17 protein-coding genes and 2 pseudogenes are annotated in these 26,579 nt (G+C 63.6%); 12 read left to right on the top strand and 7 right to left on the bottom strand.

The window, feature by feature from the left end:
- The first annotated feature begins 8 nt into the window (after nt 1–8).
- A complete protein-coding gene (locus tag GQR91_RS00570; protein WP_149682422.1) occupies nt 9–791 on the top strand; it encodes a methyltransferase domain-containing protein in 783 nt (260 codons plus the stop codon).
- A 304-nt stretch (nt 792–1,095) separates the two neighbouring features.
- Here GQR91_RS00570 and GQR91_RS00575 read toward each other — a convergent pair.
- Both GQR91_RS00575 and GQR91_RS00580 read right to left on the bottom strand, forming a co-directional pair.
- Nucleotides 1,096–1,305 (bottom strand): annotated as a pseudogene (locus tag GQR91_RS00575) (transposase); the annotation flags it as partial.
- A 335-nt stretch (nt 1,306–1,640) separates the two neighbouring features.
- Nucleotides 1,641–2,558, bottom strand: coding sequence for an NmrA/HSCARG family protein (locus GQR91_RS00580; protein WP_149682420.1), 918 nt, complete (start codon nt 2,556–2,558; stop codon nt 1,641–1,643).
- A gap of 145 nt (nt 2,559–2,703) precedes the next feature.
- On the opposite strand from GQR91_RS00580, the gene GQR91_RS00585 reads away from it, so the two are divergent.
- A complete protein-coding gene (locus GQR91_RS00585) occupies nt 2,704–3,612 on the top strand; it encodes a LysR family transcriptional regulator (protein WP_149682419.1) in 909 nt (302 codons plus the stop codon).
- A 337-nt stretch (nt 3,613–3,949) separates the two neighbouring features.
- Here GQR91_RS00585 and GQR91_RS00590 read toward each other — a convergent pair whose 3' ends face one another.
- Both GQR91_RS00590 and GQR91_RS00595 read right to left on the bottom strand, forming a co-directional pair.
- Nucleotides 3,950–6,163, bottom strand: a complete 2,214-nt coding sequence (locus tag GQR91_RS00590; RefSeq protein ID WP_149682418.1) for an alpha-galactosidase — start codon at nt 6,161–6,163, stop codon at nt 3,950–3,952.
- Nucleotides 6,164–6,251: 88 nt separating this feature from the next.
- Nucleotides 6,252–9,116 carry a TonB-dependent receptor gene (locus GQR91_RS00595; RefSeq protein ID WP_149682417.1) on the bottom strand — a complete coding sequence of 955 codons (2,865 nt, stop codon included), beginning with the start codon at nt 9,114–9,116 and terminating at the stop codon, nt 6,252–6,254.
- Between the two features lie 457 nt (nt 9,117–9,573).
- Here GQR91_RS00595 and GQR91_RS00600 point away from each other — a divergent pair.
- Nucleotides 9,574–10,732: pseudogene (locus tag GQR91_RS00600) on the top strand (IS3 family transposase).
- A gap of 429 nt (nt 10,733–11,161) precedes the next feature.
- Here the strand turns inward: GQR91_RS00600 and rhaT are convergent.
- Genes rhaT through GQR91_RS00615 form a run of 3 tightly spaced genes read right to left on the bottom strand, consistent with a single transcriptional unit; the run spans nt 11,162 to nt 14,175 of the window.
- Nucleotides 11,162–12,217, bottom strand: a complete 1,056-nt coding sequence (gene rhaT / locus GQR91_RS00605; RefSeq protein ID WP_149682416.1) for an L-rhamnose/proton symporter RhaT — start codon at nt 12,215–12,217, stop codon at nt 11,162–11,164.
- Nucleotides 12,218–12,235: 18 nt separating this feature from the next.
- A complete protein-coding gene (locus GQR91_RS00610; protein ID WP_160146764.1) occupies nt 12,236–13,261 on the bottom strand; it encodes a cupin domain-containing protein in 1,026 nt (341 codons plus the stop codon).
- Nucleotides 13,262–13,278: 17 nt separating this feature from the next.
- A complete protein-coding gene (locus tag GQR91_RS00615) occupies nt 13,279–14,175 on the bottom strand; it encodes a VOC family protein (RefSeq protein WP_211368526.1) in 897 nt (298 codons plus the stop codon).
- Between the two features lie 98 nt (nt 14,176–14,273).
- Between GQR91_RS00615 and GQR91_RS00620 the strand changes: the two genes are divergently transcribed.
- From GQR91_RS00620 to GQR91_RS00660, 9 genes are all read left to right on the top strand, one after another.
- Nucleotides 14,274–15,167 (top strand): LysR family transcriptional regulator, encoded by an 894-nt coding sequence (locus GQR91_RS00620; protein ID WP_149682414.1) that lies wholly within the window; start codon nt 14,274–14,276, stop codon nt 15,165–15,167.
- A gap of 150 nt (nt 15,168–15,317) precedes the next feature.
- Nucleotides 15,318–16,874 (top strand): bifunctional 3-(3-hydroxy-phenyl)propionate/3-hydroxycinnamic acid hydroxylase, encoded by a 1,557-nt coding sequence (locus tag GQR91_RS00625; protein WP_149682413.1) that lies wholly within the window; start codon nt 15,318–15,320, stop codon nt 16,872–16,874.
- Nucleotides 16,871–17,278, top strand: a complete 408-nt coding sequence (locus tag GQR91_RS00630; protein WP_149682412.1) for a GlcG/HbpS family heme-binding protein — start codon at nt 16,871–16,873, stop codon at nt 17,276–17,278. Before GQR91_RS00625 ends, GQR91_RS00630 begins: the two co-directional genes overlap by 4 nt.
- Nucleotides 17,278–18,123: a fumarylacetoacetate hydrolase family protein gene (locus tag GQR91_RS00635; protein ID WP_149682411.1), complete on the top strand. Its 846-nt coding sequence runs from the start codon at nt 17,278–17,280 to the stop codon at nt 18,121–18,123. Before GQR91_RS00630 ends, GQR91_RS00635 begins: the two co-directional genes overlap by 1 nt.
- A gap of 45 nt (nt 18,124–18,168) precedes the next feature.
- On the top strand, nt 18,169–20,541 hold the full coding sequence (locus GQR91_RS00640; protein ID WP_235904021.1) for a TonB-dependent receptor: 2,373 nt from the start codon (nt 18,169–18,171) through the stop codon (nt 20,539–20,541).
- Between the two features lie 14 nt (nt 20,542–20,555).
- Nucleotides 20,556–21,443, top strand: a complete 888-nt coding sequence (locus GQR91_RS00645) for an alpha/beta hydrolase (RefSeq protein ID WP_235904020.1) — start codon at nt 20,556–20,558, stop codon at nt 21,441–21,443.
- Nucleotides 21,440–22,747: a family 1 glycosylhydrolase gene (locus tag GQR91_RS00650; RefSeq protein ID WP_149682607.1), complete on the top strand. Its 1,308-nt coding sequence runs from the start codon at nt 21,440–21,442 to the stop codon at nt 22,745–22,747. Before GQR91_RS00645 ends, GQR91_RS00650 begins: the two co-directional genes overlap by 4 nt.
- On the top strand, nt 22,744–26,073 hold the full coding sequence (locus GQR91_RS00655) for a glycosyl hydrolase (RefSeq protein WP_218570827.1): 3,330 nt from the start codon (nt 22,744–22,746) through the stop codon (nt 26,071–26,073). Before GQR91_RS00650 ends, GQR91_RS00655 begins: the two co-directional genes overlap by 4 nt.
- Complete coding sequence (locus GQR91_RS00660; protein ID WP_149682410.1) at nt 26,070–26,534, top strand: hypothetical protein; 465 nt, start codon at nt 26,070–26,072, stop codon at nt 26,532–26,534. The genes GQR91_RS00655 and GQR91_RS00660 overlap by 4 nt, the downstream gene beginning before the upstream one ends.
- The last annotated feature ends 45 nt before the right edge of the window (nt 26,535–26,579 follow it).

Consider the following 26,579-nt stretch of genomic DNA (forward strand, 5'->3'; position numbering starts at 1 on the left):
ATGACGTTATGTCGCTTCAAACGCCGGCGCCAGCTAATCCCGCCAATGTTCCAAGCGCTCGCTTCTTTCCTCACATCGGAATTACCGCGGATATGCGCGTGCTTGATGTGGGATGCGGCAATGGTGATCTTAGCCGTGCCATGGCCACGTTGGTCGGCCCTGCAGGTGAAGTTATCGGTATCGACAGGAGCGAGGAAGCGCTGGCGTCTGCACAGGCTGCACCACTCCATCTTGAGATGGCTCCAATCTGCTACCAGACCGCAGATCTGAGTGCAGAGTTGCCTGACCTAGGCCAGTTCGATGCAATCGTTGGCCGACGGGTGCTGATGTACCTTCCTGACGCCGCCGCAACGCTGATCCGGCTTGCACGACTGGCCAAGCCAGGTGCGATCCTTGCTTTTCAGGAACATGCGCGTGCCGATCTGCCAACCGGCGTGGGCGAGCTTCCGGCGCATCGGCAGTGCTATAGAATGGCGTGGGACACCGTCGCTGCGGAAGGAGGCGACGTAGCGCTCGGCTACCGCCTGGCGAGCCTGATCCGCGCAGCCGGTTTCGCGATCGAGCATGCGCGCAGCGAAGGCGTCCTCATACAACCATGGGAGGAATCGTTTTTGCCGACACTTATGCAGGTCATGCTGCCGCGCATGATCGAGAAGGGTGTCGTTCGCAAGGGGGAGTTGGATCTGGACACGCTTGCCCACCGCATTGATGAGGAGCACCGGGCAGCGGACGGTACGATTTTTTGGGATTTGGCCTTCCTCGTCTCCGGACGCCACAAAAGCGACAGATAGCTTTCGCTCCCGCCAGCGGTTGCCTGCCGGCCGATTGCACTTCAAAGCGGGTGATTGGGCACCGAATGTCTTGGAAGGTACCGCTCCGGTCTCGCGCTGGCGGACGTGAGATACGTCGCAAGCCGCTTGTGGTTGACCGCCCGTTCATCGGCTTCAGTCATGTGCCGTCTACTGCCAGCAATCCGCGCCCGAACAGGTCCAACTTGCGGCATAGCGCCATAAACTCACGGCACACCGTCTTAAACGCGGCCCGGTTTTTCGCAGCGGAAGTCAGCAATGATCCGGAAGTCCGGCAGCAGCCAGATCAGCTCGAGATTGCGGGTTGCGTCCGCTGCCAGGCGCCGCTCGACCGTGCCTCGTTGAAATAGCTGTAGTGGTACAGCTTGAGCATGTCGGCCGGATCATAGCCGGGCTGCCCCATTGCCCTTGGCCATGATCGCATGAAGCCGAACCCGCAAATATCCGGGTCGTTGACAAAGGCGTCGATGGACCGGACCGGATTGTCTGTCACGACATAGTCCTCGACCGATGCCGGTGATAGCGGCGCCTGATCCCGAGCATGATCTTAAATGTATGCCATGCCCGCAGGCTACACCGTTCCGGCACAACGTGGAATCCGAACCGCCGATTCCGAATGAATTGGATCGTGAAGCGGTAAAGCCCATAGCTTCTTGAAGTTGACGTTCAGCGTTTTCTAATGACGATCGCTGTCCGGGTTTAGTGCTACAACCGGTGCCATACGAGACGGCTCTTGCCGTTTCTAACGTTGGTGGGTGCTGATCCCGTAATTTTCAATACGGCGTACCGTCACCTTGCTGCCAGGGTGACGGTACATCCCTTGCTTACGGATCAGTGCTGCTTGGGCGGCGCGATCCGGAAGTTGTCTCGGGCCCAATCTGCAAAGCATGTCGGCGTTCGACCCGCTACCGCGTTGGCGAGAGCAATTGCATCTTCCTGCGGGTCCGGGCCGAGGTACGTGCAATCCTCGTAGTAGGCCATGTTCTCGACCAGCGCGTCCGCGCCTGGGAAGAACCCGGCGAACACGTCGCGGGGAACCTGATTGAACGAAAATTCGTGCCCCTGCTGCCGCAGCGTTTCGAGCATGTCGTTGAAGCTGAGGAAATCCCCGACCAGCGGGAGGTAAGCACCGTCGCCGGCCTTTTCAGGATGCGCGAACGCGCCTGCGACAATGTCACCGAGTTCGCCGATGTCGCCCAGGTGGAAGCAGCGAACCGTTGGATCGAGCGGCAGCGTCCAGCCCAGGCTACCATCCTGCTGAGGCTGCGGTCCAAATTGACCGGAAAAATTTTGGTAATAGGCTGGCGGCACGACGAAGCTGTGATGCTTGAAACCGGCTTTCCCCACGATCGGATCGATCTTCGCCTTCCCGCTGAACTGCGGCAGCTTGTACTTGCCGTCGCTGATCGCCTCAGCGTTCGGTAAGGTCGACCAGACGAAGTGCTCGACACCCGCGGCCTTGGCCGCGTCAATCGCTGCGGTCGCCTGCTGAAGTTCGTCAACACCCTCCTGCCAGTAATTGGTCACGAGGAACACGCCGTAAGCGTCGGTCAGCGCTTCAGCGAGCGTCTCCGGCCGATCGAGGTCCGCCTCGGCGACCTCATCGGCTGGTCCGTCATATTTGCCCGGGTTCCGGGTCAGGGCACGGACGATGAAGTCACCGCGAGCCGTGAGGGCGCGCACTACGCCGCCACCCTGCTGGCCCGTTGCGCCGAACACGGCGATCACTTTCTTTGCGTCAGATGACATGGGATTATTTCTCTCACTTGGCATCAAGCCCCTTCAGGCAACTGTGTCACAGCGCCTCCGGACATGATCACGAGTGTATTTGCGTTCGATCGAAAACCGGAACAATGCATCAATTGCTGGCATCATCTGCTAGGATTTGATTCAAATGAGAGAGCTTGTCGAAACCGCCGAACTCGTTGCCTTCACCAAGGTGGTGGAAGCCAGGTCCTTGTCGCGGGCTGCAGCGGAGTTGCGTATCCCACGCGCCACCTTAAGCCGACGCCTTGCCCGGTTGGAAGAGCGGCTTGCTACGCGTCTGCTACGCCGCAGCACGCGGAGCCTGACACTCACCGACGAAGGCGGGGTATTCTACCGACAGGCATCCATGGCGCTTGAGGCCGTGCTTTCGGCCGAGCGGAGCGTTCGAGGATCAGACGACCTGATGCGCGGCGATTTGCGCGTCTCGGTACCACCGATGATGAGCACGAGCTTCAACGCGATGCTCTGTGCCTTCGCCGCGCGCCATCCGGATTTACGTGTTCACGTGCATACGACGAGCCTGATCGTGGACGTCCTTCACGGCGGGTATGACGTCGCGCTTCGGGCAAGTAGCGAAATTCAACCCGGTCTGATCGCACGCACGCTTTTTCGTGATCCTATGATCGCCGTCGCATCGAGAGGCTATCTCGAGAAAAGGGGTGTTCCACGCACACAGCGTGACATCCGCCATCATCGCTGTCTTCTCGGGTTCGCCCGCGGCGAACTGTCGACCTTGCATTGGCCACTTATCGCTGGAGGGCAGCTTCAGATAGAAGGTACCTTCTTCTCGAATGAGATCGCCCTGCTCCGCGACGCGGCGGTCGACGGACTAGGCATAGCGCTCCTGCCACGGACCTTTGTCCTACCTCTGCTGACAAGTGGTGTCCTCGAGCACGTTCTCGAAGGCGTCATTGGATCGGAGATGCAGGTGGCGCTCGTTTACGCCGATCGAGCGTTCCAGTCGCCGCAGGTGCGAGCGTTTGTTGAGGCAGTTGCCGCGTGGGCGACGGCCGAACTGGCTGAGAGAGCAACGTAAGAAACTAGAATTAGACGCAAATATATGAAACAAACGATAAATCAAGCTTGCAGTTGGGTGAGGGACTTTTATCCCGGTCTGCAGATCCTCGACAGTCCCCCACTTGCGCAACTTCGTCATCGCTTTTGATTTGGTGCACAAATCTTAGCTCAGCGTCGCATGCGATGCTGGTGATCGCTGTATTGCTGCTCGAACAGCGTATGTGGCCGTGGTGCGCCCGTGACGAAATTGTAACACACGGCCTCCTTGCATTTCAACTAAAGGGCCGCACCATCAAACACCTAAATACTTAATTGCGGGTGATAAAGAGATAGTGCCGCCCAAATATTCCAGAGCCTCATTCCAGGATAAGCGCCTCACCACGGAAGTCGCCGCGAAGTGAGATCGTAACACCTTGCGACATCCACCACGAACCCAGCGCGCTGGCCGGCACGCCTTCCGGCAGCTTGCCGCCGCCCGCGAGGCGGGCAGTGTAACGGCGGTCGGGATCAAGACCGCGCAGCTTGATCGCGGGCACGTCGTCGCCACCCTGATAATTTTGGAGCATGTGGAACAGTACTGCCTGGCGCCTATCGTTCGACACGTACAGCGTGTCCACCGTCGGGCCGCTGCCGTCCGGCCGCGCGAGGCGATAAAGTGCGCCGGTCTGGACCGTCTCGCGAATCGTTTTGTAGTCGGCGATCATCCGGGTAGCGACGCCGAAATCGTCCGCGGTCCATTTGTTGAGGTTGTTCCCGACGCCCAGTCCTCCCTGCATCGCGGACAGGAACCGGTAAGAGAGGTCAACATTACGTCCCGTCGCCCAATTGGGTACATCGGTCGTCCACGCCATCATGATCGCCGGCGTAAAGGCATGGGTGAAGCCGTCCTGGATCGTCAGGCGATCGAACGCATCGGTGTTGTCGGACGTCCAGACCTGATTGGTGTAGCGCATGATGCCCAGGTCGACACGTCCGCCGCCACTGGAGCAGCTTTCGATCTCGACCTTGGGATGCCGCTTTTTTAGCTCGGCGAGAATGTAGTAGAGGTTGCGTGTATACTCGACATAGATGCGCTGCTGGTCTTCGACCTTCTGCTCCGGCCATCCCGGCTCGCTAAAGCTGCGGTTGTAGTCCCATTTCAGATACTGGATGTCGTTCTTGGTCAATAGGTCGTCAAGCACGATCAGAACGTGATCGCGCACGTCGGTGCGGGCCAGGTTGAGCGTCAGCTGGTTACGCGCTTCCGTCCTCGGACGACCCGTGAAGTTGATGACCCAGTCGGGATGCGCTCGGTAAAGGTCACTGTCAGGATTGACCATCTCCGGCTCGACCCAAAGTCCAAACTCCATGCCCAGCTTGTGAACGCGATCTATCAACGGCCCCAGGCCATTGGGGAACTTCGTGGGGCTGGGCGTCCAGTCGCCTAATCCGGCGCGGTCGCTGTCGCGCTTGCCGAACCAGCCGTCGTCCATCACGAAGCGCTCGACGCCGATCCGCGCCGCCTTCTCGGCCAGCGCGATCTGGCCCGCCTCGTCGATGTGGAATTCGGTCGCTTCCCAACTGTTGTAGAGGACGGGGCGAACCTTGGGCCGGCCGTTGCCGGGCAGGATGCTGGCGATCTGGAAACGGTGCTGAAGCCGCGACGCGCCGCCCATGCCGTCGTCGGAATAACCGACGTAGAAGACTGGCGTCTCCAGCGTCTCGCCAGGGCGCAGACTCCATGAGAAGTCATAAGGATTGTAGCCGCCTGCGATCCTTACGCGGCCGATCAGGTCGGTGCCGACGCTGATCCGCCACGATCCGCTCCATGCCAGCGTGCCGAACCATACGGGGCCATGCTCCTCGTCGGTCACCCCCTTCTGGTCGATCGCGAACCAAGGTGACATGTGGTTACTGGTCCCGCCCCGCCGACTTTCCAGCACGGTCAGCGCGCGGCCGATCGGCTGCTGGTCGAACCCGAACTCGGCAAGCTGCCGGCCAGCGAGGTAGGATAGACGGTAGTTCGGCTGGTAAGGCAGCGTCAGGGTTGCTGCGGCGATCTGATCGATGCGGACCGGTGCGTTACCGCCATTGCGCGCGACCGCGGATCGCCCGACGACCCCCGTGGCCGGATCGACCGTGTAGCGCAGGGTGACGGTGAACGGTCGCGAAATGTCGGCCAGCTCGATCGTTAGGCCGTTGCCGACGATCCGGTGCGAACGATATTTAAGGACGAGGTCGCGGTTACCGTCGGGAAAGGCGACCTTGATGCCCGGATCAGTGACGATACCTCCCCCCTGTCCAGCATATTCCTGCGCGGTGACTGAGCTGGGCGGATCCATCGCACCGATGACCGGGGGCGGCGGCAGCAGTGGCAGCTTGATGGGCGCAGCGGCATCAAGCATCTTTCCCCAATAGGCCGGGCGGAGATACCCCTGCTCGTCGATGGCGATGTCGTATTCGGCTTCACCACCCGTGAGCCTGAAGATCCTAGTGCTGGCATCATACTTGATTTCCGCGGAGGCGATCGGGCTGACGGCGATGCTGAAACAGGCCGTGCCTGCGAGTGCGATGGTCTTGTGAACAGTCATTCCGATAGCCTCTCGCGCTACGCGCTTCTGGACAAAAGGGCCCTTCCCGACTGACGCCGGGAAGGCAGGGGGGAGCAAGGACGAAGGATCAGAAGCGCGCACGTACGCCAAACAGATAGCGGCTGCCGGTGTTCTGAAGCAGCAGGAACCGATCCTCAAGGACTGAATAGTCGTTCACGTATGCGCTCGTGAGATTTACGCCCTGTACATAAACTTGCAACTGCGGTGTGACATCATAGGCGATGCTGGCATCAAACTGCCCGTACGAGTCTCTATTCTCCGGACGTGACGCGGCGCCGAAGCATGCGCGCAAGAAGGAGGACCGCCAGTTATACGACGCGCGGGCCTGGATGCCGAACTTCTCATAGAAGACGCTGCCATTCGCAGAGTGAGGGGACAGGCCGTTGTAGCCGCAGCCTGCGTTGCTGGCGGTGCCGCTGCCGCGGTCAACGTTGCTCGAGACGTACGTATAATTGCCCGCCACGCCGAGGCCGGACAAGATACCCGGCAAGCTGTCGAGCGTATACTGGCCACCGACCTCCACGCCGGCGATCGACCCGGATTGACCGTTGCGGGTACGCGTATCCTGGAAGTTGTACCCGAACAGCGGCACGCTCAGAGTTTGAGTTTCGAGGAAATCTTTGAAGGATTTGTAGAACCCGCTGAGACTGACATAGCTAACGGCGTTAAAATAATGCTCTAGAGACAAATCGTAGTTCGTCGAGCGAAACGGACGCAAGGTGGCATTGCCGCCACTGGAAACCGCATTCGTCACGCGCCCGCCATAGCTGTTGTCTACGCCCAGCGACGTCAGCGTAGGACGGGTAACGGTCTGAGACACGGCACCGCGCAAAATGGTCTGCGCATCAATGTCGTACTTGATGTTCGCCGACGGGAGGAAGTTGGTGTAGCTGTTGCGGACCTGGACCGGCTGGGCTGCGCCGAGCGTGATGAGCAGATTGTCATCGCCCGGGTTTCGCGTGATCCCGAGCACGAATTGACCGAAGCCACGCGAGACGAGCTTGGTGTCGACCAGTCGGCCGCCGACGTTCGCCGACCAATTATCGCTCCCGAACATCGCATTGATGTAAATCGCTGCAACCTTTTCGGTCACGTTGAGCGTCTGGCCAGGTTGATCGCGCAGACCATAGGGGCCGCCGGCGATCGCCAGCAGCCTGGCTGCTTCCGCTGCCTGCTCGGCAGCCGTCCGCCCCTGTCGTGGGATCGCCAGGACCGAGGGCTGGGAAATGTAGGCGAAAACGTCTGCCGGGTTGAAGGTGAAGAAGCTGCTCGGAACGTTCTTGCTGCCCGAGGCCTTGTTCAGGAAACCATCGAGCGTGAATGCCTGCACCAGGCTGCTGGGGATCGGGACGTCGTAGCCGCAATAGGTGCAGTCGGTGCCGGTGTTGCTCGCGACCGTCCGGACCTTCTGTCGCTTGTTGTACGACAGGCCGAACAGCAGCTTTTGGAAGATGCCATCGTCCGCCTTCCATTCGCCGTCGATGTGGAACTCGCTGCCTTCGTCCTTCACGCGGACGAACTCGTTCAATCCGTAATGCGCGCGCAGCAGGCTGGCATCGGTGATCGGGCCAAGATTGGACGCGGTCGGAAGATCGTTCTCCGGCGTCAGGTCGAAGCGTGGCGCGGTCTGGGCAAGCGACCCGACAACTAGGAACTGGCGTGGCTGGTTGCGCGTGGCCTTCGTCGTCGACGCGTCGAACTTCATCGTCAGACTGTCGGTGAGATCGACCGCCACGTTGGCGCCAAACTGATAGCTTTCGGTTCTACGGTCGACAGACGTCACGACGTTGTCGTTCTGCGACGCCGTCACACGGTTGTCGCCCAGTGAGGCGGCGTTCAGTGCCGGATTGGCGTTCACGAATTGCGTGCCCGGCCTGTTGAAGCCGGTGACGGTGCCGTTGGCATCAGTGGTCAGACCGATAAACGGTTCGGTATAGAAGACGCCGAAGAACCGGTTGACAGATTTGACGTTGAACTTCGAGTACAGGCCGTCGATGGTCAGCAGTGCCGCATCGTTCAGCTGTGCCTGGATCGCCCCGGACAAGTTAAGCCGCTCGCGCTGCTGCGATTCTCGATTGAAGTTCAGGTTGCGCGGCGTGTGGATTTGTCCGCTTTGGGTTAGAACCGTGCCGATCGTAGGCTGCAGGCCCGTGGCAGTAGTAGCTGCGTTCACCTGGCGCTGCGAACCCAGGATCCAGCCATTGAGATCGACGAAATCGCGCTGGCTTCTGCGATCCGTATACGAGGCGGCGAACACTGCACCGAACGTCTTGGCGGAATTGGTCCAACTGACCACACCCGACACATCCGGACTAAGCTTGTCGGCGAGACCGTCGTATATCCCGCCGGCGGCGGCCGCTAGGTTCAGCCCCGCCTTGCCGTCCAGAGGCCGAGCGGTGACGACATTCACCGTCGCGCCGATGCCACCCTCCTGCAGCTGCGGGAGAGTGGATTTATAGACGTCCGTCCTTTGGATCATGTTCGAGGACAATACGTCGAACGAGAATTCGCGACCATCGTTGTCGGTCGCCATGATGCGACCGTTGACGAGCACGGTGTTGAATTCGGGCCCGAGACCGCGAACCGTGATGAACTGCCCTTCGCCTCCGGACCGGTCGATCGCGACACCAGTGATGCGCTGCAGGGATTCGGCAACGTTGTTGTCGGGGAACTTGCCAGTATCCTCGGCCGAGATCGAGTCTACGATGTTGTCCGCGTTGCGCTTGGTGGCGACCGAGCTGCGAAGGCTCGCGCGTATGCCCGTGACGACGATGTCCTCGTCTGCCGCCTCCTCCGAAGGGCCACGAGGTTGCTCAGGCCTATCAGCTTGCGGTGTTCCGGTATCGGCAACGGAGTTCGCGTTGGACTGCGCACCTGCCGGCAACGCGCCACAGGCAAGCAATGCTGCACCGCAAAGCAGTAAAGCCTTCATTGACTATCCCCTCTTTACGCGACCAATATATGTCTGGTTCGCGACCCACCGTTTATATATCGGACAAATGAAATGCAATTAGTATTTTGGATGTAATGGAACTCGGAAATATGTCTTTAAATCAGCAGTTTAGATGTAATAGCGCAACGGTGATCATAAATTCATTTATCTGAGAATTGATGAACGTTCCAGTATGGGGTTGCAGATTGATTCTTTCGCACAAGCCCAACGGGTCTATGATCATGGCATCTTGTCAATACCGATGGACGCTCCGCCCCCCGTTGCACCGTATTCAGGTCGGTCGATGAACGTTGATTTGCGATGGTGGCGAGCAGCGCCCGCAATGATCGATAGTTTCTGATGCCTATCCCCTCCGACGACATGTCTTTGTGTACCTGATCTACCCCCTGTTTGACGGGGACCGATGATAGGCTCTGCGGAGCCAAGAGGTGTTTTGATGGCAAGTACGCCGAAGGGTCGTTTCACGGACGTGTTCAAGCGCGAGGCGGTGGCGCTGTGGGAAACGAGCGGCCGCCCGCAGGCCGAGATAGCGGCTGGGTTAGGTATTGTTCCCACGCTGCTGCGTCGCTGGCAGCGCAAGCAGCAGGAGAGCAGTGCCCCGGCAGCCGGCCCGGCGGCGAAGCCGCCAGTATCGACAATGGCGTCGCCAGCGGATCAGGCGTCCGAGATCGCGCGGTTGCGCTTGCAAGTTGGACCGGGCGCGGATGGAGCGCGACATATTGAAAAAAGCCGTCGTCATCTTTGCGGAGATGCCGCGGTCAAGTTCGCTTTCATCGAGCAGCATGCGTCTACCTGGCCCAGTGAACGTCATGTGCCGCATGTTCGGCGTGTTGCGCAGCGGCTATTACGACTGTCATGGCCGGGCACAGAGTGCGCGAACGACGGCGAACTTGGCGCTGCTCGGCGGCATGCGCCGGCTCCAGGCGCGCCATCAGGGGTGCTACGATCTCCGCGGATGCATGCCGCCCTGCGGGCGGAGAGCCGGCCGTGCAGCCGTGGCCACGTCAAGCGCCTGATGCGCCGGCATCGCTTCTACGCGCTTGCCGGGCGCCGGTTCCGGCCATACACGACCGACCGCCGTCACTATTTGCCGATTGTCCCGAACCTTTTGGCGCAGAACTTCGTGGCGACCGCGCCGAACCTGATGTGGCTTGCCGACATCAGGTAGATCGCGACCGGAGAAGGCTGGCTGTATCTGGCGGCCGTGCTCGACCTGGCAACCTGCGAGATCGTCGGTGGGCGATGCGGGACCATATGCGACCGAACTGCCACTGGCTGCCATAATAATGGCCGCTCAGCGGCAGCGTTCAGCGCCTGGCCTCATCTGCCACTCGAATCGCGAGTTGCTATATGACGTCGGGACCGATGTCGATTACCTGTCGGTGATCCGCGCCGGACCCTCGATGAGCCGCACCGCCAATTGCTACGACAATGCCCCGATCGAGAGTTTCTTTCACACCCTGAAGGTCGAGCTGATCCATCAATACCGATAGGCGACCCAGTCAGAAGCCTGACAGGCGCTGTTCGGATACATCCAAGGCTACCACAACCGGCATCGGATGCACCCGGCATTCGGGTATCTACTCCCGAGCTAGCCGAGTAGCGCATGACCAGCTAGCCCTGCGTGTCCGGCAAGCCGAGGAAAGATCAGACCTCCTGCTCGTGTACGTTCCGATGATCTGCTCGTCCGAAAACCTGCTCCGCTTCATCTGTCCGTCTCCTCTTAAGGCGGACCCTACCTCGGCGTGGTCACATTCCAGGGGGGACACGTCATCAGCGAAAACCCCGACGCGGGAAATCATGGAGTCGCCCGACATCGGTTGTGAGCTCGAACCTTTAGGATCCACAACCGACCGTAAGAAGGAGTATCAAGGGTGGCCCATTTCCGATCCTGTCACTCTAAACCTGATCGATGACCGGCTTCCCCTCACTGCTGCTTCAGAGAGGAAGTGACTGTATAGCGATAGCCCCGCCAAAATGCAGCCGCCGCGACCCACCATCTTATGAGTCTTGTGGGAACTTCGTCATCCGATCATATTGCCGTAGCCGATCACGATCGTGGCAAGGATCAGCAGCGCGACCCCGCCCCAGACCATAAAACGGGTGCGGGGCGCGGCATCCTTCCACTCCTTCAGCGCGAAGCCCCATAGCGTACCGAAGATGATGATCGAGGCCATGTGGAGCGTCCAGCTCGAGAAGCCATACTGCCCCATCTGGCTTTCGCCCATGGTGTAGAAGAAGAACTGGAAATACCATGTGGTGCCGGCGAGCGCGCAAAGGGCGAAGTTTAGTGCGATCGGCGCGCCTTTCGCCTCGCCCAGCCCCAGCCATTGACCCGCGCTGCGATTACGACGAATCAGGTGGATGCACCATACCGCATTAGTCAGCAGCCCGCCGAACATGACGAGGCACAGTACGGGAAGCCCGGTCCAGAGCGGCCCAGTGCCCGCCGCCGCCGATAGCGCCTTTATCGGTTCGCCGGCGGCAAGGCCGAAGGCAAAGCAGGCGGACATGATGCCTGCGAAGATTGCGACAACGATACCCTTCCTGAAATCGAATTCCGTGACCGCGGCGACTTTCTGTTCGGGCGAGAGCGCCTGATCCTTTTTTGCCCCCGCAAGCGCCACAACGACGATGCCGGCGATGGTAAGACCAAGGCCGAGCAGGATGATGTTGCCCGAAGTGGTATCGAGCAGCTTGGCGGCGAACTCGCCGGTGAACAGCGGCGGGATTAGCGTGCCGAACACCGTGCACAGCCCCAACACCACGGCCATGCCGAGTGACAGCCCAAGGTATCGCATGACGAGGCCGTAGCCCAAGCCACCAAAACCCCAAAGAATGCCAAAAAAGATCGGCCAAAGCAGCGTCGGCATCGGCATCGCGGCGAACACGCTTATTAGGTCGTTGGTTTGCAGCAAGGCAAAGAACCACGGCGCCAGCACCCACGAAAAGATGCCGCCGGTCAGCCAGTAAATTTCCCAAGACCAGCGTTTCACCCCGCGATAGGGGACATAAAAGCTGGCGGAGGCGAAACCGCCAAGCCAGTGATAAAGGACGCCGGTTAGGGGATTAGGGGTCATGGCAAAGGACCAGGCTGTTCAGGAGAAGCGCGCGGGATTAGTGCGTGAGGACGCCGCGGCGTCCATCGTCACGTCGAGACCGGCGGCTGGCGACAACGATCCGCCGAACGCGTCAACATGGGCGAAGCCGTCGGTGATTGTGTCGGCGCTGTCCCAGAACGTGCCGCCATTGCCGCCCGAACTGGTCGCCAGCCAGCGCGCCGTCCCGCCGACGATGCGCGTCGCATAGGCGGTGCCCGCCGGCAGATTGACCGCATCGCCGCCGGTGACGATGTGCGCCTCGCCATCGATCGTCACCTCCAGCGTACCGTCGAGGAGGTAGAGGAACAGGTGCGTCGTCGCATGCCGGATCGTCGGCAGCGTGGCGCCGCGCCCGCCCTCGATCACCCGCATATCGAACAGGTCGTTGCTTTCCGCGCTCCCCAACAGCCGAGTTGAGAGATGCCCGTGCAGCCGATGCCGCGCGCCGTAGCCCGCATCGAGGAAATAGGATCGGTGATCGTCCGGTAGTGCCCGGTCCGCGTCACCCATCGGCGCGGCATTGGCATAAGTGGGCGCTTCGACGCGCATGATGCGATGCTTGCCCATCGCCGGCCCCATGCGGGAGAAGTCGAACGGCCGCCCGTCCTCGGGCAGACCGGTCATGCCCCAGACTTCACCGGCGTCGACGAAGAATTCCTCCCATCCACCCGGAGCGACGATGCCGAAGAAGCGGGTGCGCGGCGCGACGCTGCGATAGCTATGGGTGTCGCCAGGGCGGACATAGGCAAAGTCGCCCGGCGTCAGCACCCGCGACGTGTCGCCGCACCACACCTGCAACCGGCCACGCGTGCAATACCAGGTATCGTGTTCGCGTTCGTGCCAATGCATAGGGATCGGCCCGCGATCGAGTGGCGCGTCACATATCACCGCGCCGAACCCGCCCGCCGTTTCCTCCACCCCGGCCAGCGTGCGGATGACTTGCCCGGCGACCAGATGAGCGGGGCCGGTTCCGTCGCGCAGGACATAGGGTGTGTTGCCGGGCAAGCGGGGGGCATCGGTCATCGAACTCTCCTGTGCGATTATCGGACGAACGGGATGGCGAGCTGTGCCGCCTTGCATTCCGCCGTCTTGGGCGGGGCGATGCCCCAGTGATCGGTGCGTCCGGGGGGCCAGGTCCAGTCGTCGGGCGTGCCGACGCGGTAGCTGTCGTCGACCTGCAGCACCTCTGCGGTATATTCGATGACAAAGCCCGCTGGATCGACAAAATAGGTAAAGACATTGTCGCCCGGTCCGTGCCGGCCGGGGCCCCATCCGATCGGGAAACGGTGATCGACCATGCGGCCGGCGGCACGCATCACGCCTTCCCATGTTGGTAGCTGAAAGGCGACGTGATTGAGCGTGTTGACCGGTGCGTCGGCGATCACCACCGAATGATGGTCGTCATTGGTCCGCACGAACGCCATCATCCTCGACCGGTCGGTCAGCGCGAAGCCCAGCGCATCGACGAAGAAGGCAGTGTCACGCGCCACATCGTCACTGTTGATGTTGATGTGCGCCAGACGTTCGGGCCGATCGGCGGCGGGGGCGAGCGGCGCGACCACATCGTCATGCTGCACCAGACGCATCGTCCGGTCGCAACCGTCGGCAATGATCGCCATCGTCCCGCCGCCATGATCGTCGGCAGGCGCGAACGGGCGGATCAGCCGCGCACCGGCCGCCAGCGCCCGGGCAAGTAGCGCGTCGCGGTCGGCGGCCGGATCGATCCGCAAGGTCATCGACCGGATCGCGGAAGCGGTACCGGCATGGAGCGCCACGACATGCGGATCGTCGCCGGTTGCACGCAGCCATGCCGAAGCGGCGCTGCGGTCGGCCAGCGTCAGGCCCCAGATTCGGGTATGGAAATCGACCGCCGCATCAAGGTCGGCAACGACGAGGTCGACGCTGCGCAACGCGGTCACCGGGAAACGGGCCATCATTCCTCTCCGACGCCGCGTCGTCGCGGTCAAACATCCTTTATTGCACCCGAGTTTCAGATGTAAAATAATAGATAACTAGACATGTATAGGAATGGTCTATGATTGATCCACGCCTGCTTCGAACGTTTCTCGCGGTCTGTCGCGAAGGATCGATCAGCGGTGCGGCGCGCCGGCTGAACATTTCGCAGCCGTCGGTGTCCGTGGCGATCGGCCAACTCGAACATGCGCTGGGCGGCAGCCTGTTCGATCGCGGACGGCGCGGCATCGTGCTGACCGCCGCCGGCATTGCCCTGTTCGAGCGGTCGGAACGCATGGATGCGCTGCTGTGCGAAGCCGAGGAGGCGGTGAAGCTGGCGCGGCGGGGCGTGGCCGGGCCGTTGCGAATCGGCGGCACGCCTGGCGCGCTGGTCAGCCTGGTACCGGCAGCGCTGGGGCGGATGGAGCAGGGCGGCCATGTCGCAGTGCAAGTGCTCGAAGGATCGGACGCGCACCTTGCCGACCTGTTGCGACGCGGCGAGATCGAAGTGGCGGTGGTAACAACCGGAATCGAACCGCCGCCCGAGGATATCGTCGAACGCAGCATCGCGCGCGATCCATTCGCCCTGATCGTCGGGCGCGCACATGATACGCTGGGACCGAGCGTCGCGCTGCACGAGATCGCCGGGATGCCATGGGTATTGCCCCATGCCGGCGGCGCTTTCCGCCGCCAGATTGAGGCGCTGTTCCTGTCGGCCGAGGTGCCGTTGCCGTTGAACGTCATTCGGTGCGATTCGCTGCTGACATCCAAGGAGATCGTTCGGCGCAGCCAGCGGGTTACGGTGCTGCCGCGCGGGGTAGTCGCGGCCGAACTGTCGATGGGATTGTTGCGCGCACTCCCCATCGAAGGCGCTGCGATCACGCGCAATATCGGCATCCGCATGCTGGCCGAGCGGTCGCTGTCCGACATCGGCAGGGTGTTTGTCGAAGCGATACTGAAAGCGACCGAAGCATAGATGTTTCCTATGGCAATCGCAAAATCCAGTATTTTACAATATTGGTGATCGCCCGGAATAAGGACCCGACCGCCAAAACAGGCGGCGTGAGAGGACCTGACCGATGGCGTGCCAACCCCGCCCATGCCCTGATTGCGCGACGTTGCCGCGATGAGCAGCGTGTCGTACGACATCGGGATAATCGGATGCGGTCCGGTTGGCGCGCTTGCCGCCAACCTCGCCGCCGCGGCGGGCCTGAGCGTGTTGGTGATCGACCGGGCCGAGGGACCCCATCCGCTGCCGCGCGCGGTCCATCTGGACCATGAGATGATGCGGTTGTTCCAGTCGGTCGGGCTGGACACGGTGCTGGCACCAGCGATGCGTGAGACCGAGGGGCATCTGCATATAGGTGCCGATCACGGCGTGATCCGGTACATGGGTACGGCGGGGCGGCCCAAGCCGTTCGGATGGGCCAACGACTATTTTTTCTACCAACCCGAACTCGAGGCGCTGCTGCGCGACGGGCTGACCCGGTTCGACGCAGTGACGCTATGTGCCGCGACCGAACTGACCGGGTTTGAACAGGATGGTGCGGGCGTCACGCTGCACCTCGACCGTGACGGCGTGACCGACACTGCCCGGGTCCGCTGGGTCATTGCCTGCGATGGCGCGCGCAGCATGGTGCGCAAGACGCTGGGCATCGCGCTTGACGATCTGCATTTCGAGGAACCCTGGCTGGTGGTCGATGCCGAGGTCGCGGCACCGGTGCGCTTTCCGGCGCTGACCGGTGTGCCGGCGGGGGCGGATCTGCAACAGCTGTCTGTGATGATGTGCGATCCGGCGCGTCCGGCGACGATCGTGCCGGGGCGCGGCGACATACGTCGCTGGGAATTCATGCTGCTGCCGGGTGAGGACGAGGCGACGATGACCCGGCCGGAGGTCGTCGCCGATCTCCTCTCCCCTTATCTCGACGGGGTGCCACACCGGTTGTTGCGGGCCGCGACCTATCAGTTTCACGGCCTGATCGCCGAACGGTGGCGCGACGGCCGCGTGTTCCTGGCCGGTGATGCCGCCCACCAGACCCCGCCCTTTTTCGGGCAGGGCATGTGCCACGGAATGCGCGACGTCGCCAATTTGGTGTGGAAGCTGGCGCTGGTGATCGGCGGACGGGCTGAGCCGGACCTGCTGGACAGCTATCAGGTCGAACGCGATCCGCATGTCCGCGCCGTCGTGACGGCGGCGGTGGAGGCTGGGCGCTATATTTGCGAACTCGATCCCACCCGCGCCGCCGAGCGCGATGCGGCGATGCGCGAACGGGCGCGCAGCGGTCAGACCGGGACCGCTGCCGACCTGATTCCGGCCTATCGCGCCGGGGTGGTGGCGAACGACACGGCGGGGGCGGGCGAACGCTTCGTCCAACCGCGGCTCGGCGACGGAGAACTTCTCGACAGCGCGACCGGATCGGGGTGGCGGCTGATCGCGATCGACCGCGCTGCGGCAGACGCTGCACGGTCGGCGGTCGCTGCCGCTGCGGTGTCGGTGACGTTGGTCGATGCCACGACGATCGGCGATGACGGCACGCTTCGCCACTGGTTGCAGGCGCGTGGGAGCCGGTTCGTGCTGATCCGCCCCGACGCCTATGTCTTCGGCACGGCCGATGCCGAGCCTGCCGCGTTGCTGGAACGGCTCCACCGCGCGCTGCACCTGTGCCCGGCGGTGGCGGCATGATGCCGCTCGCCGCCGCGCGGGCCGCTCTGGACGCGACGCTTGCCGCCGCCCGGGCCGCGCCGATCGCCGCCATCGTCCTCGACGCCGGTGGCCATCCGGTCGCCTTTGCCCGGCAGGACGGTGCCAGCCTGTTCCGGCACGACATCGCCCGTGCCAAGGCGCTGGGCGCGATCGGCATGGGGCAGGACAGCGCCGAGATCGCCGATCGCGCCGCGCGCAACCCGGCCTTTTTCACCAGCGTCGCGGTGGCGACCGGCGGCGCGCTGGCGCTGTCGGCGGGCGGCGTGCTGATACGGAGTGCGGGCGGTCAAATCCTGGGTGCGATCGGCGTCAGCGGCGATACCCCTGACATCGATGCGACCTGCGCCCAAGCGGGCGTCGCCGCTTTTCACGGAGATCGATAATGGCATTCGTCAGCTTCCGCCGCGCGGACGGCACCACCGGCTATGGCCGGCTTCATGGCGACCGGATCGCGGATTGCAGCGCGGTGCCGGGGGCGCCCGCGACGTTGAAAGGCGCGATCACGGCCGGTGCGCTCGATATGATCGAGGACGGTCCGGTCCTTGCGGCATGCGACGTTCTATTGCTGCCGGTTATTCCCGACCCGGGCAAGATCCTGTGCGTTGGGCATAATTATGAAAGCCACCGGCAGGAGACCGGCCGGGCTAAGGTCGATCATCCGTCGATCTTCCTGCGCTTCGCCGACACGCTGATCGCCGATCGGCAGCCGATCCTGCGGCCGCGCGTGTCGACCAACCTCGATTTCGAGGGCGAACTGGCGGTGGTGATCGGACGTGGCGGGCGGGCAATCGCCGAGGATGAGGCGATGGCGCATGTCGCGGGCTATGCCTGTTTCAATGACGCATCCGTGCGCGACTGGCAATGGCATACGACCCAGTTCGCGCCGGGCAAGAATTTCCCTGGCACCGGCGCGTTCGGTCCGAAGCTGGTGACGCCGGCGGAGGCAGGCGACCTGAGTGACGTGCACGTCGTCACCCGGCTAAACGACGTGGTCGTGCAGGATCAGCCGATCCGCGACATGATTTTCCCGATCGCGCGGATCATCGCCTATGTTTCGACCTTCACGGCCCTGTCACCTGGTGATGTTATCGCCACGGGCACCCCGGGCGGGGTCGGCGCGAAACGAACCCCGCCGCTGTGGATGAAATCCGGGGACCGGGTCGAGGTGTCGATCGGACCGGTGGGTACGCTGACGAACCATGTCGTGGACGAGGCCGACGCCGCCTGACGCGCCCGACCCCCACAGGAACAACGAGATACAGGAGAGGTAGTGATGAAGAAGATGCTGGTTGCAGCGTTCGGGACCGTCAGCGCGCTGTCATTGGCCACCCCCGCCTCTGCCCAGGCGGGTGCCACCGCCGATCCGGCGGCGCAGAACGACCCGGCCGCCACGGCGCCGGGCGTGGTCGATAATGGCGAGATCATTGTCACCGCCACCCGCCGTGCCGAACGGCTGCAGGACGTGCCGCTGGCGGTTAACGCATTGACCGGCGAACAGCTGGCGCAGAGCGGCTTTCAGAACCTGCAGGACATCCAGTATCAAATCCCGGGCGTCCAGTTCGGCAGTTCGCCCAATGACTCCGGCTTCCGTCTGCGCGGCGTCGGCTCGGCGGGCGGCTTCAGCAGCTCGTCGGAACAGAACGTCGGCACGGTCGTCGACAATGTTGTCATCCCGTTCGGCAATCCGATGCAGAGCTTGGGCGATCTTGAACGGGTCGAGGCGCTCAAAGGACCGCAGGGCACGCAGTTCGGCAAGAATGCGTCGTCAGGCGTGGTCAACATCACCACACGGAAGCCGGAGCTGGGCCGGTTCGGCGGCAGCGCCTTTGCCAGCTATGGCGAGCTGAACGACTACAACTTCAACGCATCGCTCAATGTGCCGGTCGGGCAGACCGCGGCGCTGGCCGTCTATGGTTTCGCGCGCGGCAATGACGGGTTTGTCGAGAATGTCGTCAACAACCAGGATTGGGGCGCGACCGATGTGTGGGGAACGCGCGCCAAGCTGCTGTGGAAGCCCAGCGATACGTTCAGCGCCTATCTCATCGGTGACTATGCCAAGGGCACGCAGGTTGGGCCAGGCGCGCTGTGGACGTTCAACCGCTTCCCGACCGGCAATGCGCTGGCCGCCGCGCGCAACGCGACGGTCACCGCGCTCGGCATCACGCCCGGTTTCCGCAACGACAAGTCGGCGGAAAATACCGCGACGACGATGCGCGACGAGAATTACGGCGGATCGCTCGAACTCAACCTGGCGGTTGGCGACTATAACCTGACCTCGATCAGCGCGTATCGCGTTTATGATACCGGGCAGATCACCTTCGGCATCGATTCCTATCCGCTGCCGATCTTCACCGGCAACAACAACACCGCCGCCGCCGGCGATGGCGACCGTACCTTCGTGTCGCAGGAGTTTCGTGTAACGTCGCCGACCGGCGCGCCGGTCGAATATGTCGCCGGCATCTACCTGTCGCGGCTCAAGACGGGCCTCGATGGCTATAACAGCGCGCAGCTGCGTCCCGCATTGCCGTTTTCGGCGCAGCCGCAGCTGTCGATCACCTCGGGCCGATCGACCACCCGTACCCAGACCGACAGCGCGGCACTGTTCGTCGACGGGTCGGTCCGGGTGACCGACCAGTTCAAGATCCTGGCCGGTGGCCGCTACAATTACGATTGGGTCGATGCGCAGAGCTTCTCGGTCGCCGATCCCGATTATCCATCGGGCACGGTCGGCGCGAACGGGTTTACCGTCCCCTATACCCCGCGCCCGCTGTCGACCGGATCGACCAAGCGTGGCGACTGGTCAGGCCGGATCGGATTCGAGGTAAAGCCGGCGCGCGACATCATGTTCTATGGCACGGTCGCGCGTGGCTATCTAGGGCCGACGGTCACCTTCTCGGGGCTGACCGGGGCACAGGTCACTGTCGATCCGCAAACAGTGGTCGACATCACCCTGGGTGCCAAGACGCAGCTGTTCGATCGCAAGCTGACGCTGAACGGCAATATCTTTTATGACCGGTACAAGGATCTGCAGACCTCGGTCTTCAACGGGCTGGAGTTCCTGACCGAAAATGCCGGCGGGTTCGAGGCGGCGGGGTTCGAGGTGGAGGCGACGTGGCGCTTCAACCGTAACCTGTCGATCAACGCGGCCTATACTTATTCGGATACCTATTTCACCGATTATGTCACCGCATGCCCGGACTCGACCGTTGCCGCAGGGGCAGCAGCAGTGGCGGCACAGTGCAACGCACCGGGATCGACCGCGACGACGCCACTGTTCCAGGCGCGCGGCGAACCGCTGTCGGGAGCGCCCAAGCACAGCGTCACCGCCGGCGTCAATTACGAACAGCCGATTACCAACCGCCTGACCCTCGATGCGTCGGCCAGCTATTATTACCGCAGCGAGACGCAATATGATCCCGGCGAACTCTATGCACGGCAGCCGGGCTACGACCTGGTCGGGCTGAACATCGGGATCGGCGCTCCCGATGGCGCATGGCGCGTCGGCGCATTCGCCCGCAACCTGTTCGACACCCGCTTCCACGCCGCGGTCATCGGCCTGCCGTTCACGACCGGGGCAGGCGCGGTGAACTGGAACACGCGCGATGGGCGACGTACCATCGGTGGTCAGGTGGCGATCCGGTTCTGATCGGGGAGGGGGCGGTGACGGGGACGGGCATGTCGATGGACCGGGCGACGATCGCCGCGATGGGCAATGCGATCGGGCCGGACGTGCTTGCCGCCGTGCAGGCACTGTACGGCGACGATCAGGCACGCATCGCTCGCGACCTGCCCGTTGCCGCCGCCGATCTGTCCTATGGCGACGATCCCCGCCACCAGATCGACCTGTACCGGCCGGTGGAGGAAGGCGGGCATGTGCCGGTCCTGCTGTTCGTCCATGGCGGTGGGTTCGTGCGCGGTGAGAAGCGGAGCGCGGACCACCCATTCAACGCGCATGTCGGGCGCTGGGCGGCACGGCACGGCATGGTCGGAGCGGTGATGAACTATCGCCGTGCACCCGAACATGGCTGGCCGGCAGGCGGCGAGGACGTGGCCGCTGCCATAGACTGGCTGCGCGACCATGTCGCCGGCCATGGCGGCGATCCGGCGCGGATCGTCGTCATGGGTACGTCGGCGGGCGCGGTGCATGTTGCCACCGCGCTGATGCTGCGCGCAGCAACGCTCGACGTGGCCGCGGCAGTGCTGTTGTCGGGACTGTACGGCCATACCCCGATCGACGCTCGCGACGCACTCTATTACGGCGATCCGACTGGCTATCCGGCACGAATGCCGCGCGAGGCGGTGACGGCTACTACCCTGCCGCTGTTCCTCGCCTGTGCGCAATATGACCCGCCCCGGTTCCAGCGTGAGACGATCGCCCTGCTCGCCGAGCGTCTGGAACGCCACGGCACCCTGACCCCGGCCGCAATCCTGTCGGGTCACAACCACTACAGCCTCGCCGCGCATCTCGGCACCGCCGACACGCGGCTGAGCGACGACATCCTCGGCTTTCTGGCCGACAATGATATCATCGGGAGAGAGACATGCTGATCGACCGCCGCGTCATCCTGGCCGCCGGTGCTGCGCTTGCCGCATCGCCCGCGCTCGGCCAGCCGCGCCGGGCCACGGGGTTTCCCAAAGGGTTCCTGTGGGGCGCATCGACCGCCGGCCATCAGGTCGAAGGCAATAACGTCGCCAGCGATACGTGGCTGATGGAAAACGTCACGCCCAGCGTCTTTGCCGACAAATCGGGCGATGCCTGCAACAGTTTCGAACTATGGGCGCAGGACCTCGATCTGGTGAAGGCGCTGGGCCTGAACAGCTATCGCTTCTCGATCGAATGGGCGCGGATCGAACCGGAACCGGGCATGTTCTCGGTCGCGATGCTCGATCATTACAAGCGGATGATCGAGGGCGCACGGGCACGTGGACTGACGCCGGTCGTGACCTATAGTCATTTTACTGCACCCCGATGGTTTTCGGCGGCCGGTGGTTGGACCAACCGGCAGGCGCCGCAACTGTTCGCGCGCTTCTGCGACCGGGCGACGCGGCATCTGGGCGCGGGCATCGGTCATGCGGTAACGCTGAACGAACCGAACCTGCTGCGGTTGTTGAAGACGATCGGCCTGCCGCCGCAATTGCTGGATGCGCAGCGCGCGATGCTGGCGGCGGCGGCGAAGGCGGCGGGGACGCCCAAATTCGTCGCCGGCAACGTCGCCAATGCCGAAGACCTCGACACGATGCAGACCATCATGGTCGCCGCGCACAAGGCAGGGCGCGACGCGATCAAGGCGGTGCGCAGCGACCTGCCGGTCGGCGTCAGCCTGGCCATGTTCGACGATCAGGCGTTGCCCGGTGGCGAGGCCAAACGCGATGCCGCCCGCGCCGATCTGTATGGCGCATGGACCGATGCGGTGCGCGGCGACGATTTCTTCGGAGTGCAGAATTATGAACGTGCCCGCTGGGACAAGAACGGCAAGGTCGCCGCACCGGCCGATGCCGTCCGCAACTGGAGCGGAAACGAGGTGTGGGCCCCGTCGCTGGCCGGGGCGGTGCGCTATGCGCATCAGGCGACCGGCCTGCCGATCCTCGTCACCGAACATGGCGTCGGCACCGACGATGATGCAATCCGCGCCCGCTTCATTCCGGCCGCGCTCGCCGATCTGAAGAAGGCGATTGACGATGGCGTGCCGGTGCAGGGATATATTCATTGGTCGCTGCTCGACAATTTCGAGTGGATCTTCGGCTACAAGCCCAAATACGGACTGGTTGCGGTCGATCGTACGACCTTCCGCCGCACCCCCAAGCCGAGCGCTGGGGTACTGGGCCGCATCGCCGCGGGGAACGCGCTGTGAAGCGGATCGCGCTGTTCACTGCCGCGCTGTTGGCGACCACCACTGCGTTCGCGCAAGCCGCGCCCGACCCGCTGGCGGCAGGGTTCGATAACCCGCCGGCTGAGGCGCGGCCGCGGACGTGGTGGCACTGGCTGAACGGGAACATCAGCGAGGACGGGATCGTCAAGGATCTCGAATGGATGCACCGCATCGGGCTGGGCGGGGTCCAGAATTTCGACGCGCAACTGATGACGCCGCAGGTGGTCAAGGACCGTGTCGTCTACATGGACCCGGCGTGGAAACGCGCCTTCCGCCTCGCCGCGACCACCGCCGATCGATTGAACCTCGAATTGGCCATCGCCGCGTCGCCGGGGTGGAGCGAGACGGGTGGCCCCTGGGTGCCCGCCGCCGATGGCATGAAGAAGCTGGTTTGGAGCCAGACCGACGTGACCGGGGGGCGCCGCTTCACGGCGGCGTTGCCGGCACCGCCGGGCAATACAGGTCCGTTCCAGTCGCTGCCGTTCGACGATCCGCTCGCGGCGTTCGGCGGGCCGTCCTACAAGCCGCCGGTCGCGTATCACGATGTCGCCGTGCTGGCGTTCCCGGTCGCGCCGCACGCGACCCCGCTGCCGACCGCGACCGTCGGCGGCAAGCCGGTCAATGCCGCAGCGCTTGCCGATGACGATGCGAAGTCGGTCGTCCTGTTGCCGAAGGGCGCGGCCAGCCGCCCCGCGACGATCGACTTCGCCTATGCCAGGCCGACCACGATCGCCAGCGCGACGCTGTTCATCCCCGGCGCGCTGCCGCCGTTCGGCGATCCCGATTATCTGCCGGTGCTGGAGGTGCACGAAGGCGGCGGCTGGCGTCCCCTGGCGCAACTGCCGCTCGGCATCGTCCCGACAACGGTGTCGTTCGCCCCAGTCACCGCGCGCGCGTTCCGCATCGTCATGGGGCCGAATACCGGTCCCAAGCGCGTCGGGCTGAACGCACCGGTACCGGGCGTGGTGATGGAGGGGCTGTTCCCCAACCGGCCCGATACCGGCATCTCGGTCGCGCAACTGCGCCTGTCAGGTGAGGCGAGGATCGATCGGTTCGAGGCGAAGGCCGGATTCGCGACCGTGCTCGACTATCACGCGCTGTCGGCCGGGGTGCCCGACATGGCGGGCGTCGATCCGGCGCGCGTCGTCGACCTGACCGCCCGGATGCGCAGCGACGGGACCCTCGACTGGACCCCGCCTGCCGGTCGATGGCGGATTCTGCGCATCGGCAGTTCGCTGCTCGGCACGACCAATCATCCGGCGACCGCGGAGTCCACCGGACTGGAGGTCGACAAATATGACGGTGCGGCGGTGTCGCGCTATCTCGACCAATATTTGCGCATGTACCGGGAGGCCGCGGGCAGCGACCTGATCGGTGCGAAGGGCGTACGCGCGCTGCTGACCGACAGTTTCGAGGCAGGCGACGCCAACTGGACGCCGCGGATGGTCGAACAGTTCAAGCGGCTGCGCGGCTATGATCCGACGCCATGGCTGCCGACGTTGACCGGCATCGTCATCGGCAGCCGGGCGCGCAGCGATGCCTTCCTGTACGACTATCGCCGCACGCTGGCCGATCTGATGGCCAGCGAACATTATGGGACGATCGCAAAGGTCGCCCATGCCAATGGCCTGAAAGTCTATGGTGAGGCGCTGGAGGATAGCCGCCCGGCATTGGGGGACGACATCGCGCTTCGCGCCCATGCCGATATTCCGATGGCGGCGATGTGGACCTTCGGCCCGGACGAGGCACCACGTCCGACATTGGTCGGCGACATTCGCGGCGCGGCATCGGTTGCGCACCTGTACGGGCAGAATTTGGTTGCGGCGGAATCAATGACGTCGGGCTTCTCCCCCTGGGCGTTCGCGCCCGCCGATTTGCGACGGGTGATCGATTTCGAATTCGTCCATGGCGTCAATCGCCCGGTCATCCATACATCGGTCCATCAACCGGTCGACGACAAGGTGCCGGGACTCAGCCTCGCCATCTTCGGCCAGTATTTCAACCGGCACGAAAGCTGGTCGGGCATGGCGCGGCCGTGGATCGATTACATCGCGCGGTCGAGCTATATGCTGCAACAGGGACGCAACGTCGCCGATGTCGCGTATTTCCATGGCGAGGAAGCGCCGCTGACCGCGCTCTACGCGCAGGCGCCGCTCAAGGACGTACCGGTTCGCTACGGCTATGACTTCGTCAACGCCGATGCGCTGGCGAACATCCTGTCGGTGGAGCAGGGGCAGATCGTCGCGAAGGGCGGGGCGCGTTACCGCGCACTGTATCTGGGCGGATCGAGCGCGCGGATGACGCTGGCGACGCTGCAACGGATCGCGGCGCTGGTGCAGGCGGGCGCGACAGTGATCGGCGATGCGCCGGTGGGTACGCCGTCGCTCGGCGACGATCCGGCCGCCTTCGCCACGCTGGTCCGGCAATTGTGGAGTGGGCAGGCGGTGACCCCGGTCGGTGCGGGCCGGGTGATCGCCGGACGCGACGTTGAGCGGGCGTTGAGCAGCATCCCGATCCTGCCCGACTTCGACTATGCAAGGGCGGCACCCGACAGCGAGTTGCTGTTCGCGCACCGGACGCTGGGGGATGGCGAAATCTATTATGTCGTCAACCGCCGTAACCGTGCCGAACGCACCGAAGCCCGCTTTCGCGTGACCGGGCGGGTGCTCGCATTATGGCATGCCGATACCGGCCGCGTGAAGCCGGTGTCCTACCGGATCGAAGGGGGGCAGACGATCGTGCCTCTTGATCTGGCGGCGGAGGAGTCGGTGTTCGTGGTGTTCCGCGGCCCGACCAGCACGACCACCGCGACGGTCGCGCCATCAGCGGTCACGCCGGTGGTCAAACTTGATGGGCCGTGGATCGTCTCGTTTCAGCCGGGGCGAGGCGCGCCGGCCGGTGCGACGCTGCCGACGCTCACCCCGCTCAATGCGAGTGCCGTACTCGGCATCCGCTATTTCTCCGGCCTTGCGACTTATACGACCGATTTCAACCTCCCGCGGACGACGGCCAAGTCGCTGACGCTTGATCTGGGTCGGGTGGGCGATCTGGCGGAAGTGCTGGTCAACGGGCGGAGCGTGGGCACGGTGTGGCATGCGCCGTATCGCATCGATATTGGCGCGGCGGCGAAGCCGGGGCGTAACCGGATTGAAGTGCGCGTCGCCAATCGCTGGATCAACCGCTTGATCGGCGATGCGCAGCCCGGTGCGACCAAGGTCACTTGGACGTCGATGCCGACCTATCGCCCGGATGCGCCGCTGCGTCCCGCCGGGCTGATCGGGCCGGTCGTCGTCAGCGAACCGCGATGACCGCGGCGCAGCGCCGCTACCGCCGGATCGAGATGGCGGTCGCCGCCGCGATCAGCGCGGTGTTGAGCGGGGTGTTTGTCGCGCTGCTGTTCGGCGGACAGGCCGAGGTGGCGGTTGCCGGCTGGAACGGGCTGATCGTCGATGCGCTGCCACAAACGGCGATGATCGCGCTGATGAGCAGCCTCGTGCCGACGCTGCTGACCCGTCGGCGCACCCGTCACGGCGCTATCGCCCCGATGCTGACGGAAAGCCGTTGGCCGGCGGCGGTCGTGCTCAGGATCGGGGCGTTCGTCCTCCTCGCCACGGTGCTGGCGGGCGGTCTGCACGCCGCGCTGTTGCCGCTGGGGCCGTCGGCATGGCCGCTGTCCGCCGTGTTCGCCGGCAAGATCCTGTACGGCGGAGTGTTGGGCATGGCCGTCGCGGGGCTCGCGGTAACGGCGGCGCTTCGCGATCCGGTATGATGACCATGAGAGAGGGGAGAGGACCGATGCAGATGAACGACAGGT

It is taken from the genome of Sphingomonas carotinifaciens, from assembly GCF_009789535.1.
In the GTDB taxonomy this organism is placed as follows: domain Bacteria; phylum Pseudomonadota; class Alphaproteobacteria; order Sphingomonadales; family Sphingomonadaceae; genus Sphingomonas; species Sphingomonas carotinifaciens.

Excerpts from the sequence above, each read along its gene's own strand:
- GQR91_RS00570 (WP_149682422.1), top strand. The coding sequence starts at position 9 with ATGTCGCTTCAAACGCCGGCGCCAGCTAATCCCGCCAATGTTCCAAGC.
- GQR91_RS00580 (WP_149682420.1), bottom strand. The coding sequence starts at position 2,558 with ATGTCATCTGACGCAAAGAAAGTGATCGCCGTGTTCGGCGCAACGGGC.
- GQR91_RS00585 (WP_149682419.1), top strand. The coding sequence starts at position 2,704 with ATGAGAGAGCTTGTCGAAACCGCCGAACTCGTTGCCTTCACCAAGGTG.
- GQR91_RS00590 (WP_149682418.1), bottom strand. The coding sequence starts at position 6,163 with ATGACTGTTCACAAGACCATCGCACTCGCAGGCACGGCCTGTTTCAGC.
- GQR91_RS00595 (WP_149682417.1), bottom strand. The coding sequence starts at position 9,116 with ATGAAGGCTTTACTGCTTTGCGGTGCAGCATTGCTTGCCTGTGGCGCG.
- rhaT (WP_149682416.1), bottom strand. The coding sequence starts at position 12,217 with ATGACCCCTAATCCCCTAACCGGCGTCCTTTATCACTGGCTTGGCGGT.
- GQR91_RS00610 (WP_160146764.1), bottom strand. The coding sequence starts at position 13,261 with ATGACCGATGCCCCCCGCTTGCCCGGCAACACACCCTATGTCCTGCGC.
- GQR91_RS00615 (WP_211368526.1), bottom strand. The coding sequence starts at position 14,175 with ATGATGGCCCGTTTCCCGGTGACCGCGTTGCGCAGCGTCGACCTCGTC.
- GQR91_RS00620 (WP_149682414.1), top strand. The coding sequence starts at position 14,274 with ATGATTGATCCACGCCTGCTTCGAACGTTTCTCGCGGTCTGTCGCGAA.
- GQR91_RS00625 (WP_149682413.1), top strand. The coding sequence starts at position 15,318 with ATGAGCAGCGTGTCGTACGACATCGGGATAATCGGATGCGGTCCGGTT.
- GQR91_RS00630 (WP_149682412.1), top strand. The coding sequence starts at position 16,871 with ATGATGCCGCTCGCCGCCGCGCGGGCCGCTCTGGACGCGACGCTTGCC.
- GQR91_RS00635 (WP_149682411.1), top strand. The coding sequence starts at position 17,278 with ATGGCATTCGTCAGCTTCCGCCGCGCGGACGGCACCACCGGCTATGGC.
- GQR91_RS00640 (WP_235904021.1), top strand. The coding sequence starts at position 18,169 with ATGAAGAAGATGCTGGTTGCAGCGTTCGGGACCGTCAGCGCGCTGTCA.
- GQR91_RS00660 (WP_149682410.1), top strand. The coding sequence starts at position 26,070 with ATGACCGCGGCGCAGCGCCGCTACCGCCGGATCGAGATGGCGGTCGCC.